The 12,647-nt window shown below is 69.5% G+C and carries 11 protein-coding genes; 4 read left to right on the top strand and 7 right to left on the bottom strand.

Annotated features, from left to right (window positions below):
- Positions 1-7: 7 nt before the first annotated feature.
- The 3 genes from SY84_RS11495 to SY84_RS11505 form a co-directional block, all read right to left on the bottom strand.
- Positions 8-871, bottom strand: coding sequence for a carbohydrate ABC transporter permease (locus SY84_RS11495; RefSeq protein ID WP_081424578.1), 864 nt, complete (start codon positions 869-871; stop codon positions 8-10).
- Complete coding sequence (locus tag SY84_RS11500) at positions 861-1,799, bottom strand: carbohydrate ABC transporter permease (protein ID WP_046844128.1); 939 nt, start codon at positions 1,797-1,799, stop codon at positions 861-863. Before SY84_RS11500 ends, SY84_RS11495 begins: the two co-directional genes overlap by 11 nt.
- 89 nt (positions 1,800-1,888) lie before the next feature.
- A complete protein-coding gene (locus SY84_RS11505) occupies positions 1,889-3,184 on the bottom strand; it encodes an ABC transporter substrate-binding protein (protein ID WP_081424579.1) in 1,296 nt (431 codons plus the stop codon).
- Between the two features lie 183 nt (positions 3,185-3,367).
- Here SY84_RS11505 and SY84_RS11510 point away from each other — a divergent pair, with 183 nt between their 5' ends.
- Positions 3,368-4,204: an NAD(P)H-binding protein gene (locus tag SY84_RS11510; RefSeq protein ID WP_052751132.1), complete on the top strand. Its 837-nt coding sequence runs from the start codon at positions 3,368-3,370 to the stop codon at positions 4,202-4,204.
- Between the two features lie 19 nt (positions 4,205-4,223).
- On the opposite strand, the gene SY84_RS11515 is transcribed toward SY84_RS11510, so the two are convergent.
- Positions 4,224-4,895, bottom strand: a complete 672-nt coding sequence (locus tag SY84_RS11515) for a glycerophosphodiester phosphodiesterase (RefSeq protein WP_046844129.1) — start codon at positions 4,893-4,895, stop codon at positions 4,224-4,226.
- A gap of 136 nt (positions 4,896-5,031) precedes the next feature.
- On the opposite strand from SY84_RS11515, the gene SY84_RS11520 reads away from it, so the two are divergent.
- The 3 genes from SY84_RS11520 (at position 5,032) to SY84_RS11530 (ending at position 8,012) form a co-directional block, all read left to right on the top strand.
- Positions 5,032-5,847 (top strand): MerR family transcriptional regulator, encoded by an 816-nt coding sequence (locus SY84_RS11520; RefSeq protein WP_245621329.1) that lies wholly within the window; start codon positions 5,032-5,034, stop codon positions 5,845-5,847.
- 71 nt (positions 5,848-5,918) lie between these two features.
- Complete coding sequence (locus tag SY84_RS11525; protein WP_157882967.1) at positions 5,919-6,854, top strand: SDR family oxidoreductase; 936 nt, start codon at positions 5,919-5,921, stop codon at positions 6,852-6,854.
- Positions 6,855-6,923: 69 nt separating this feature from the next.
- The gene (locus SY84_RS11530) at positions 6,924-8,012 is read left to right on the top strand and encodes an App1 family protein (protein WP_157882968.1); all 1,089 of its coding nucleotides are present in this window, start codon (positions 6,924-6,926) and stop codon (positions 8,010-8,012) included.
- A 93-nt stretch (positions 8,013-8,105) separates the two neighbouring features.
- Here the strand turns inward: SY84_RS11530 and glgX are convergent, their stop codons facing one another.
- The 3 genes from glgX to SY84_RS11545 form a co-directional block, all read right to left on the bottom strand.
- On the bottom strand, positions 8,106-10,223 hold the full coding sequence (glgX, locus tag SY84_RS11535) for a glycogen debranching protein GlgX (RefSeq protein WP_046844131.1): 2,118 nt from the start codon (positions 10,221-10,223) through the stop codon (positions 8,106-8,108).
- Positions 10,224-10,629: 406 nt separating this feature from the next.
- Positions 10,630-11,448 carry a hypothetical protein gene (locus SY84_RS11540; protein WP_046844132.1) on the bottom strand — a complete coding sequence of 273 codons (819 nt, stop codon included), beginning with the start codon at positions 11,446-11,448 and terminating at the stop codon, positions 10,630-10,632.
- Between the two features lie 85 nt (positions 11,449-11,533).
- On the bottom strand, positions 11,534-12,508 hold the full coding sequence (locus tag SY84_RS11545; protein WP_046844133.1) for an ABC transporter substrate-binding protein: 975 nt from the start codon (positions 12,506-12,508) through the stop codon (positions 11,534-11,536).
- Positions 12,509-12,647: the final 139 nt, after the last annotated feature.

Consider the following 12,647-nt stretch of genomic DNA (forward strand, 5'->3'; position numbering starts at 1 on the left):
CTGCGGGTTACTTGTCCTCGCTGAGGGCGAAGCCGCGGCTGAACTGTTCCTGCAGGGCGGTGAACACGATCAGGGGGGGCAGCATGGTGATGACGGCGCCCGCCATGACGGCGCCCCAGTCGGTCTGGCCGCCCACCTCGATGAGTTTGCGTAGGCCGACCTGCACGACCTGGTGGTCGTCGCGCTGCATGATGACCAGTGGCCAGAGGTACTGGTCCCAGGCGTACACGAACTGGATGACGGCCAGCGCGCCGATGGTGTTCCAGCTCATGGGGATGAGGATGCGGGTGAGGTAGCGCAGGGGGCCGCAGCCGTCGATGCGGGCGGCGTCGGCGAGGCTGGCGGGGATGTTCAGGAAGTGCTGGCGGAACAGGAATGTGCCGGTGGCGCTGGCGAGGAACGGCACGATGATCGCGGCGAATGAGTCGGCCCAGTTGAGGTCGCGGCTGACGAGGTCGAACAGCGCGACGATGAGGACCTCGGTGGGGAGCATCAGGGACACGAGGACCAGGGCGAACGCCGCGCCCTTGAGGGGGAAGCGGAAGTACACGAAGGCCAGCGCGGCCAGCAGGGCCAGGATGGTCTTGCCAGTGGTGACGGTGACGGCCACGATGAGGCTGTTGAGCATGGAGCGGCCCAGGTGGGCGTCCACCCACACGCGCTCGAGGTTGCTCAGGAATGCGCCGCTGGGCAGCAGGGAGGGGCTCAGGACCGCGCTGGACGGTTGCGTGGCCTTGATCAGCGCCAGGATCAGCGGGGCGCTGATCAGCAGTGCGGCCAGGATCAGCGCGGCGTGGGTGCCCCAGTCGCCCCGGCGGGCGCGCGGGGACGTGGCGGTGCGGGTGCGGGGCAGGTGGCGGTCACGCACCATAGTGCACCCGCCGTTCGCCCAGCCGGAACTGCATGAACGTCACGAACGCCACGAGGGCCAGCATCAGCGCGCCCTGCGCGGCCGCCGCGCCGGTCCGGAAGTTCACGAAGCCGTCCTGGTACAGCTGGTACACCAGGAACGTCGTGATCCCCGCGTGGCCCACGTACGGTCCGCCGCGCGTGAGCAGGTCGGTCAGCGCGAACGAGTCGAACAGCGCCGCGACGATGTTCGTGAATACCAGGAAGAACGTGACCGGGCTCAGCAGCGGGAACGCCACGCGCCAGAACACTTGCGCGGGGGTCGCCCCGTCGATCTGCGCGGCCTCCATGACGTCGGTCGGGAGGTTCCGGATGCTGGCCAGGTAGAACACGATGTTGTACGCCAGTCCCTTCCAGATGGCCGCGACCGTCACCAGCGCGAACGCCAACAGCGGCGTGTCCAGCCAGCGGGGGCGGACGCCCACCAGTTCACCCAGCAGCTGGTTCACCACGCCGATCTCCGGGTTGAACAGGAACAGCCACAGTGTCCCGGCAATGGCGGGACTCAGCGCGTACGGGTAGATCAGCAGCAGCCGGTACGCGCGTGACCCCCGGACGGGACGGCTGGCCAGCCACGCCAGCCCCAGCGACAGCAGCAGCCCGCCCGTGACGCTCAGCAGCGTGAACACCAGCGTCTGCAGCGCCACCTGCCGGTACGTGGCGCTGCCCAGCAGGTCCGTGATGTTCCCCAGGCCCACCCACTGCTCGGTGCCCAGGATCAGGTTCGCGCGGTACCCCGCCAGCCGCAGCGTGCGCAGGGTCGGCAGGTAGATGAACACCGCCAGGATCAGAAGGCTGGGCAGCAGGAACAGCCACGGCAGCGCCGCGCCCCGGAACACCGCCCGGTCCTCCCGCCCGCCCGCGTTCCTTTTCTGGCGGACGCTCAGCACGCCGCGCCCCTCGAATCGTCGGTCATACCCTCTCCTTCAACGCCGGGCGCGACCCGCCCCGGTCGGGGCGGGTCGCGCGGAGAGCGCTGTTATCTGAAGTTCGCGTTGTACTCGCCCAGCGCGGCGTCGGCGCGGGCCTTGGTGTCCTTCAGCGCGGCGTCCACGCCCTGGCCGCCCAGCACCTTCTGGAGGCCTTCTTCGATGATGCGGCGGGTCTGGATGGCCGCGCCGTTCAGGCCGCCGGCCGTGGCAGGGCTGGGCACGGTGCGGGTCAGCTGGTTGAACGCCACGAGTTGCAGCGGCGTCTGGCTGAACCAGCCCTGTTTGCGCAGCAGGTCGATGCTGCTCTGGCGCACGGGGTAGTACCCGGTGAGTTTGTGCCACTCGGCCATGTTCTGCGTGTTCGTCATGAACAGCGCGAAGTCCAGCGCGCCCTCGGCCTGGGCCTTGCTGACGCCCCGGCTGATCCACAGGCTGGCCCCGCCGATCACGACGCCGTTGCGTTTGCTGCCGTCCGGGATGGGCAGCGCGCCCACGCCGACCGTGAAGCCGTTCTTCTTCGCGGCGTCGCGGATGTTGCCGATGTCGGCGGTGGACGTGATGTGGAACGCGGCCTTCTGGTTCGTGAAGATGGCGTCGCTGCCGTCCCAGTCTTCCAGTTTGCCGGTGTAGGTGTAGTAGCCGCGGTCCTGCATGGTCTTGAAGAAGCTGAAGATGTTCTGCGCGGCTTTGCTGTCCAGGGTGGTGCTCGTGGCGCGGCCCTGGCGGCCGTTGCCGTTGTTCAGGAGGGTCTGGCCCTGCTGCGCCATCCACTGCTCGACGAACCAGCCGTTCAGGCTCATGCCGAAGCACTTGGCGTCCAGTTTCGCGGCCTCGATCTTCTGGCAGGCTTTCATCAGCGCGCCGAAGGTGGTGGGCGGCGCCTTGGGGTCCAGGCCCGCTTTCTTCAGCAGCTCCTGGTTGAAGTACAGGACCGGGCTGCTGGAGTTGAACGGCAGGCTGTTCACCTTCCCGCCGATCGTGTAGTAGTTGATGACCGGCTTGATGTAGTCGCTGAAGTCCACGTTCTTCACGCTGCTGACAGGCTGGAACGCGCCGCTGTCCAGCGCGAGCTGACTGCCCACCTCGAAGATCTGCACGAGGGCGGGGGCCTTGCCCTGCCGCGCGGCCAGGATGGTCGCCTGGAGGCTGTCGTTGTAGCTGCCCTTGTAGCTGGGCACGACCTTCACGCCGGGGTTGGCCTTGTTGAACGCGTCGGCGCGCGCCTGGATCCAGCCGCTGCGTTTGGCGTCCCCGAAGGAATGCCAGAACTCGATGATGGTCTGGGCCTGGGCGGCGGAGGCGGCGGGCCCGACCAGGGCCAGTGTCAGCAGGAGTTTCTTCACGTTTCGGAGGCTAGGCTCTCATGTTCAGGCGACAATCAGCGGCGCGTGACGGGACGGTCAGCGGGCCGTCGGCCCCCGGTCAGCTGGGCCCGCAGCGGGATGAGGCGGAGGTCAGGGGACCTTCAGGGCGGATCGTGCGGCCGGTGACGCACGCCGCCGGGAGCGGGCCGTACAGTCGGGGGCATGATCCTCGTGACTGCCGCCACCGGAAACGTGGGCCGTGAACTCGTGCCCCAGCTGCTGGAAACCGGGCAGCCCGTCCGCGCCGGGAGCCGCCACCCCGACCCGGCCCGCTGGCCGGACGCCGAGGCCGTCCCCCTGGACCTGACCGACCAGGACAGCGTGCGGGCCGCCGCGCAGGGCGTCACTGCCGCGTACCTGATCGTCCCGGAGACGCTGGAGGCCGCGGACGTGCAGGATACACTGCGCACCCTGCGGGACGCGGGCGTGGCGCGCGTGGTCCTCCAGAGCGGGTTCGGTGTGCAGGGCGAGGGGAACCTGCTCGGGGACGCCGAGGCCGCCGTGCGCGCCAGCGGCCTGGAGTGGACGATCCTGCAACCGAACTGGTTCATGCAGAACTACAACCAGATGTTCCGCCGCGGCGTCCGTGACCGCCACGAGTTCGCGGAACCGGCCGGGACGCACCGTACGAGCTTCATCGACACGCGCGACATCGCGGCGGCTGCCGTGACGGTCCTCACGGGGAACGGGCACGCGGGGCGCGTGTACCCGCTGACCGGCCCGGCCGCCCTCGACCGGCACGAGGTGGCGGCCGCCCTGAGCCGCGCGCTGGGCCATGAGGTCACGTACCGCCCGGTGGACGACGACGGCTTCGTGGAGTTCCTGGTGTCCACCGGCGAGAGTGACAAGGAGGAGGCGCGCGCCATCGCCTCGATCTACCCGCCCATCCGCGCGGACGCCACCGCGCCCGTCACGGACGACCTGCCGCGCCTGATCGGCCGCGCCGGGCACACCATCGACGACTTCGCGCGGCACTACCGCGCCGACTGGCGGGCCTGACCGACCACAGGCTTGCCTCTCAGCGCACCGTGAGCAGCACGTCCGGGTGATCCCCGATCAGGGCGTGCACGCCCAGCGCGCTCAGGCGGGCAGCCTCGGCGGGGTCGTTCACAGTCCAGGTGTTCACCTGCCAGCCCAGGCGGCGCGCGGTGGTCATCAGGGCGGCGTCGATCAGGGCGTGGTGGGGGTGCAGGGCGGCGCTGCCGGTCCAGGCCATCGCGGCGCGCACCAGCAGCGGCGGGTATGGTTTGTGGGTCAAGAGGCCGCGTTCGATCTCCGGTGCGGCGTCGCGCGCGGCGCGCAGCAGGGTCGGCATGAATGAACTCACGATCACGCGCCGCGAGACCCCGTGGGCGCGGACGGCGTCCAGCGTGCGGCCCACCCGGTCGTCGGGCCGGGCGGCCTCGTGCTTGAGTTCCACGTTCACGAACGCCCCGGTGTCCGCCGCCCAGGCCAGGACGGCATCCAGTGTGGGGACGAAGGCGGGCAGCTCGGCGGCACGCAGCGTGGGGAGTGCCCGGCCGTCCTCCAGCTGCGCGTCGTGATGCACGACCAGCGTCCCGTCGCCCAGGCGGCGCACGTCCAGTTCCACGCCGTCCAGGCCAGCGTCCAGCGCGGCCTGGAAGCCGGTCAGGGTGTTCTCGCGGTGCAGGGCAGGCGTGCCCCGGTGGCCCAGCAGGAGTGGCGTCATCTACGGTCACGCTACCGCGCCGCCGTCAGCGCGGCGTGTCGTTGCCCGGGCCCACCCCTTGACCTTCTCCCAGGGGCAGGGCGCACGCTGGGGGTACCTCCGGAGGTTCCGCCCGCCCATGACCACACCAGCCCTCATGACCATTGGCGCGTTCGCGCAGGCGACCGGCCTGAGTGCCAAGGCGCTGCGCCTGTACGACGACCTGGGTCTGCTGCGCCCCGCGCAGGTGGACCCGGACAGCGGGTACCGCCGCTACGACCCGGCGCAGGTCGCGGACGCCCGACTGATCGGCCTGCTGCGCCGCGCCGACCTGCCCCTGAACGACATCCGCCTGTTGCTGGACACGCCTGCCCCGGAGCGGCCCGCCGCGCTGCGCGCCCACCTCACCCGGCTGGACCGCCTGCACCGCGAGCGGCGCGACCTGACCCTGTACCTGATCTCACGCCTGCAAGGAGAGACCCCCATGACCCTGCCCCCCGTCCAGACCCGCCCCCAGCCCCAGCAGAACGTCGCCACCCTGACCCGTCACGTGTTCGTCGCGGACCTGCCCGCCGCCATTCAGGGAGGGATGCAGACCCTGCTGGCGCACGTCGCCGCGCAGGGCTCGGTGACCGGCGCACCGTTCGTGATCTATCACGGCGAGGTGAACGCCGACAGCGACGGCCCTATCGAGATCTGCGTGCCGTACGGCGGGCCGGTCACGCCCGGCGGGGCCGTCGCCCTGCGCGTCGAACCCGCCCGGCACGAGGCGTTCCTGGCCCTGACCCGCGAGCAGTTCGAGTTCCCGCAGATTCTCGCCGCGTACGACGCCACCTGCGCCCACGCGACCGCGCACGGCACCTGCACGCTGCGCCCCCGCGAGGTCTACGGGTACGACTGGGACGGCGCCGCGCCCGGTGAACCGGTCGGGGACGTCGCGTGGCCGTACGAACCGGCCGCCGTGACCACCTGACCGGCAACACCCGGGGTGCCCTTCACGTCCCTGTCACGCCCCACTGAGGCGCGCGGGGGACGCTGGAGGGCATGAGCGACCAGGACAGCACCCCACCCGGTAACATCACGCCCAGCGTGAACCAGTTCGGCATGCAGGACCCCCGCGCGCAGTACCCCGCGCCGCCCTTCCCGCGCCAGCCGCAGGAGGCCCCGGGCACGGTGGGCGCCATGCAGCCCCGCCCGGACCACGGCGAGGAGAGTTACATGGGCTTCGGCCGCCTCAGGGGCCGCCGGGCGCTGATCACCGGCGCGGACTCCGGCATCGGCCGCGCCGCGGCCATCGCCTTTGCCCGCGAGGGCGCGGACGTGGCCCTGAACTACCTGCCCGACGAGGAGGGGGACGCGCGGGAGGTCGTGGCGCTGATCGAGGCGGCGGGGCAGCGCGCCGTGGCGATCCCCGGCGACCTGAAGGACGAGGCGTTCTGCCGGGACCTCGTGAAGCGCGCCGTGCAGGAACTGGGCGGGCTGGACATCCTGGTGAACAACGCCGGGAAGCAGGTCAGCCAGGAGCGCATCGAGGACATCACCACCGAGCAGTTCGACCAGACGTTCCGCACGAACGTGTACGCGATGTTCTGGATCACGCAGGAGGCCGCGCGGCACCTGGGGCCCGGCGCGAGCATCATCAACACCAGCAGCATCCAGGCGTACCGGCCCAGCCCGAACCTGCTGGATTACGCGAGTACGAAGGCGGCGATCGTGGCGTTCACGCAGGCGCTCGCGCAGCAGCTCGGGCCGCGCGGCATCCGCGTGAACGCCGTCGCGCCCGGCCCCTTCTGGACGCCGCTGCAACCCAGCGGCGGGCAGCCGCAGGAGAAGGTGCAGCAGTTCGGGGCGTCCACGCCGCTGGGCCGCCCGGGGCAACCGGCGGAACTCGCGCCGCTGTACGTGTTCCTGGCGTCGCAGGAGAGCAGTTACAGCAGCGGCGGCACCTTCGGCGCGACCGGTGGGCAGGTGCTGTTCTAGACGGGAAGGTCAGCGAAGAGCAAAGGAGTCCCTCGCCCCGGGGCCCTGGGGGCCGCTTAGACTGGGCGGGTGTTCAAGACCGCTTTCAAGGCCCTGCTGCCCCTGCTGGAGCGCGGCGCGCTGACCGCCGACCGCGCCTTCAGCGGGTACGTGCAGCCCCGCCGGGCGCGCGGGAAGCTGCTGCTCCAGCCGTACGTGGGCTGGGGCACCCCGGGTCGCGTGGAACTGCGCGGCCGGGTGCTGCTGCCCCGCACCGTCGCGCCCGCGCGCCGCACCGACCCCCGCCTGCGCAACGCGCAGAACGTCCTGCGCCGCCTGTTCTCCCGCGAGGTGGGCGGCGTGACCGTCAGTGGCGTCCTGAACGGTCAGCGGGCCGCGGCGGTCAGTGACAGCGACGGGTACTTCACGCTGGAGTTCACGCCGCCCAGCCCGCTGCCCGGCGGGTGGCATCAGGTGCCGCTGCAACTCGACGGGCGCGAGGTACAGGCCAGCGCACGCGTGCATGTCGTCGCGGACGCCCGCTTCGGCGTGATCAGCGACCTGGACGACACGGTCATTCAGTCCGACGTGACCAGCGTGCCGCGCATGCTGAGCACCGTCCTGACCGGCAACGCGCGCACCCGCCTGCCCTTCCCGGGCGTGGGTGCCCTGTACCGCGCCCTGACCCGCGACGGCGAGGCCCGCAACCCCATCTTCTACGTGTCCAGCAGCCCGTGGAACTTCTTCGACCTGCTGTGGCAGTTCCTGGATTACCGCCGCATTCCGCTGGGCCCGCTGTTCCTGCGCAACTGGGGCATGGACCTGCTCGGCGGGCACGGTGGGTACAAGCACGGCGTGATCGAGCAGATCTTCCAGCGCTTCCCGGACCTGAAGTTCGTGCTCGTGGGCGACAGCGGCGAGAAGGACCCGGAAATCTACGCCGAGGTCGTGCACCGTCACCCGGGCCGCGTGCTGGCCGTGTACATCCGCGACGTGACCGAGGCGCACCGCGACGAGGGCGTCCTGAAACTCCGCGAGGAGGTCCGCAAGGCGGGCGTGGACCTCGTGCTGGCCGCCGACAGCCTGAACGCTGCGAGTCACGCCATGGCGATGGGCCTGATCACGCCCGGCGAGTACCGCAGCGTCCTGACCAGCGTGGCCCGCAGCTACGAGACGTGAGGGGGGAAGTGGGGCGTAGGTAGTGGGGAGTAGGAAAGACACGAAGAGGGGAGAGGCGGCCCCGGTGTGCGGACCGCCCCTCTCTGATCTGCGTTACTGGCGGGGGCAGCGGTACAGCTTCACGCTGCGGGCCGCGAGATTGGTTTCCTCGCCGGCCTTCACGGCGCCGCTGGCGTGGTCGTCGGTGGTGTCGAGTTGCAGGTCCCACTCCTGGCAGCCGGCCAGGTCCGGCAGGCGGAAGGGGAGATCCACGTGCGAGGCGTTCAGCAGCAGCAGCAGGTGGTCGTCCAGCAGCGGCTCGCCGCGTTCGTCCACGTCGTCCAGGCCGTTGCCGTCCAGGAAGATGCCCATGCTCTGCGTCTGGGGGTTGTTCCAGTCCTCGTCGCTCATCTCCTCGCCGTCAAAGCGCAGCCACACGATGTCGCGCACGTCCTCGCCGCGGATGGTGCGGCCACTGAAGAACTTGCGGCGGTGCAGCGCCGGGTGGGACTTGCGCAGCGCGATGACCTTCTTCGTGAACGCCAGCAGGTCCTCGTCGAGATTCGCCCAGTCGTACCAGCTGATCTCGTTGTCCTGACAGTAGGCGTTGTTGTTGCCGCCCTGCGTGCGGCCGATCTCGTCGCCGCCCAGAAGCATTGGCGTGCCCTGCCCGAGCAGAAGGGTCGCCAGGAAGTTGCGCTGCTGCTGACGCCTCAGGGCGTTGATGGCGGGGTCGTCCGTCTTGCCTTCCGCGCCGCAGTTCCAGGTGATGTTGTGGTTGTGGCCGTCGTTGCCGCCTTCCTGGTTGGCGTCGTTGTGTTTCTGCTCGTACGTGACGGTGTCGCGCAGCGTGAAGCCGTCGTGGGCGGTCACGAAGTTGATGCTCGCGTAGGGTTTGCGGCCGTCGTTCTGGTACAGGTCAGAGGAGCCGGTCAGGCGGTAGCCGATCTCGGACGCCAGTCCGCCGTCGCCCTTCCAGAAGGCGCGCATGTCGTCGCGGTAGATGCCGTTCCACTCGGCCCAGTTCACGGGGAAGTTTCCGACCTGGTAGCCGCCCTCGCCGACGTCCCAGGGCTCGGCGATCAGCTTGACCTGCCCGATGATGGGGTCCTGGTGGATGATGGTGAAGAAGCCCGACAGCTGATCCACCTCGTGCAGGCCGCGCGCCAGCGTGGAAGCCAGATCGAAACGGAAGCCGTCCACGTGCATGTCCGTCACCCAGTAGCGCAGGCTGTCCATGATCAGTTGCAGGGTCTGCGGGTGGCGGACGTTCAGGCTGTTGCCGGTGCCGGTGTAGTCGAAGTAGAAGCGGGGGTCCTCGGCGACCAGCCGGTAGTACGTGGGGTTGTCGATGCCCTTGAAGGACATGGTGGGCCCCATGTGATTCCCTTCCGCGGTGTGGTTGTACACCACGTCCAGAATGACCTCGATGCCGCTGGCGTGCAGCGCCTTGACCATCTGCTTGAACTCGTCCACGGCCCCGGCGGGGTTGCCCTTGCGGGCCTCGGCGCTGTAGCGGACGTCCGGCGCGAAGAACGACAGGGTGCTGTAGCCCCAGTAGTTCGTCAGGCCCTTGTCGAGCAGGAAGGGGTCGTCCACGTGCTGGTGCACGGGCATCAGTTCGATGCTGGTGATGCCCAGTTCCCGCAGGTAGAACAGGATCGGTTCGGTGGCGATCCCGGCGTACGTGCCGCGCAACTCGTCCGGCACGTCCGGGTGGGTCATGGTCAGGCCCTTGACGTGCGCCTCGTAGATCACGGACTGGTGGAAGGGCACGTCGGGTTTCTGGCTGTCCCCCCAGTCGAAGCGGGGGTCCACGACGATGCCCAGGGGCGCGCCGCGCTGCTCCTCTTCCTGCATGACGCTGTCCTCGCCGCCGGGCACGTAGCCGAACACGCCCCGGTCGAACTGCTCGGTGCCGTCGAGGGCCTTGGCGTAGGGGTCGAGCAGGACCACGTTCGGGTTGAAGCGCAGGCCGCGTTCCGGGGCGTACTCGCCGTGCACGCGGTAGCCGTAGCGCTGGCCCGGTTTCACGCTGGGCAGGTAGCCGTGCCACACGAAGGCGGTCTGTTCGCGCAGCGGCACGCGGGTTTCCACGCCCTGCTCGTCGAAGAGGCACAGCTCGATGCCGGTGGCGTTCTCGGAGTACAGGGCGAAGTTGGTGCCTTTGCCGTCCCAGGTGGCTCCCAGGGGGTAGGGTCGGCCGGGTCGAAGGATGGGGGGGGTGGTCATCAGGCTGCGCTCTCCTTTCGTGGCGGGGCAGGCGCCGCAGCGCTGCCCGGAACGTGGAAACGGTACCAGACCACCCCGGGCAGACCACAGCCCCGGGCACAAACCCAAGCGAAGCCCAAGAGGGCTCTCATGCGACTCACGGGCGCCTGGCGCCCTTTCAGACGCAGATGTACGCACGAAAAAGCCTCCGTTCAGGTGCCGGAGGCTCTCAGATGAGGGACTTTTTAGCGGGGCGTCAAGCTGACCCGAATCATCCGAACTCCGGGTGAAAGGTTGACACAATCTTTCACCCCGAGCGGACCCGGAGAGCTGCGGAGCAGAGCCAGGAGGAGATCAACGGGTTCCGGGCGTGGAGTTGGCAACACGGTGAAGTTCCAAGTTGTCAACGGAACAGACGCAATCCGTATCAGAACTCCAGACGGCCGCGCGGCCCGCTCAGGCGGTACAGCTTCTCCGGGGTCCACAGCTCGTAGGCGTACATCGGGTACTGGCGCTTGAAGCGGCCCACCCGGTCCCAGACGTCGCGCGACTCGAACGGCACGACCAGGATCAGGCGGATCACGCTGTCCTCGTAGTCGTAGATGTAGAAGTCGAAGTGGAAGGTCTGCTCGCCGCCCCGGTCCGTGAACAGCGGGAACGAGAACGGCCGGTACCGCCACGCCTTGTTCTTCTCCGTCAGGATCTTCGCGGCCACGCGCTTGAGGTTGCTGTCCGGGAAGGTCATCTTCTCGCCGTCCCGGTCGGTGAAGACCGTGTCCGGGGCGGGCGCGTCGAGCTGCACGCGCTTGAGTTCCGGCAGGGCCTTCTTCACCTTGGGCGGCGCAGCGCGGCGCGGCCCGCTCCCGGGGCGACCGCCCGCGCGGCCCTCCGAGCTGCGGCCCTCACCGCTGCCCTGGGCGGCCTCGCCGGGCTTGCGGCGCGCCGGGTTGGTGCCACCCCGCGCGCTGCTGTTCCCTCCGGTTTTCGACCCGCCGAACTTCGCGCCGGTCCGGCCGCCGCTGGTGCCGCCGCTCTGGGCGCCTCCCGTCCGGGCCGGGCTGCGGCGCGGCCCGCCGGTCCCGCTCAGCTCGGTGCGGACAGGACGACTGTCACCGCGCGAGTCGTTGCGGCTCCCCTCGCTGCGTTCGCGCGCCGGGCGGGTCGTTTCGCGGGTCGCGCCGCCCCGGCCCTGCGCAGTGTTTCGTTTGGGGGCACGGCCCCGTGAACCTTTCTTTGGCCCCGTCATAGCGTCCCAGTGTAGTGCACCCGCGCCAGAAAGGGCGAACGCCGAACCCCAGTCGCAACTGGAGTCCGGCGCGCGCGAGGTCGGATTACTTCGCGAGGCTGCGGATCAGGTCCAGGTTCACGAAGCGGTTCAGGTCCGGCACGTCCCGCGCGAAGCCCGCCTCCTTGTTCAGCTGCGCGTACTCCGCGAGGGTCTTGAGGTTGATGTCCCAGGTGACGCGCGTGCGGGCCAGCGCCTTGAACAGCTCGTTCGTGTTGGGGCGCTTGCCGGTGAAGGCGTAGATCTGCTCGGCGATGGATTTCTGCGCGCCCGCGTTGCTGCCCTTGATGTAATTGATCGCGGCGAGGTGCCCCTTCAGGAGGCCCTTGACGGTGTCGGCATTCGCGGCGGCGTACTTCGTGTTCACGGTCAGGACGGTGGTGGTGTAGTTGCCGCCCTCCCAGATGCCCTTCTCGTTCACGATCAGCTTGGCGCCCTGCGTTTCCATGACGGCGCCCCAGGGTTCCTGCACGAGCGCGGCGTCCACCTGCTTCGCGGCGAACGCGGCGGGCATGTTCGCCGGGTCGATGGGCACGATGCTGACGGTGCCGCCCTCGTCGGTGGCTTTCAGGCCGTTCTCGTGCAGCAGGTGGCGCAGGCTGATGTCCTGCGTGCTGCCGCGCGTGGGCACCGCGACCTTCTTCCCGCTCAGTCCCTTGACGTTGCGCACGCCGCTGTCCTTGCGGGCGACCAGCACCGCCCCGGCGTTCGCAGCGCCCGCGTACACCTGGATGGGCACACCGCGCATGAAGGCGTTCATGGCCGGGCCGGGGCCGACGTACGCGGCGTCGATGGCGCCCGCGGCGAAGGCCTCGTTGATCTGGCTGCCGTTGGCGAATTCCTTGATGACCAGTTTCACGCCGTCCGGGAGGTTCTTCTGGATCAGGCCGCGCTGCACGCCGACCAGTCCGGCGGCGTGGGTGACGTTCGGGAACACGCCCAGGCGCAGTTCTTTCGCCTGCTGCGCGCTGGCGCTGGCGATCAGGGAGAGGGTCAGGAGGGGAAGCAGGGCACGGGTCATATCACCCCAGGATACCAGACCAGTTGAGTAAACTTGTCAATTGAGTGACACAGTCCCGACCTTCCCCGCGACCGTGACCACCCCACGAAAGAGGGGAGGAGGACCGCCGCACGGTCCCCTCCCCCCCGCACCCCACGTG

The organism is Deinococcus soli (ex Cha et al. 2016) (assembly GCF_001007995.1).
Lineage (GTDB): Bacteria > Deinococcota > Deinococci > Deinococcales > Deinococcaceae > Deinococcus > Deinococcus soli.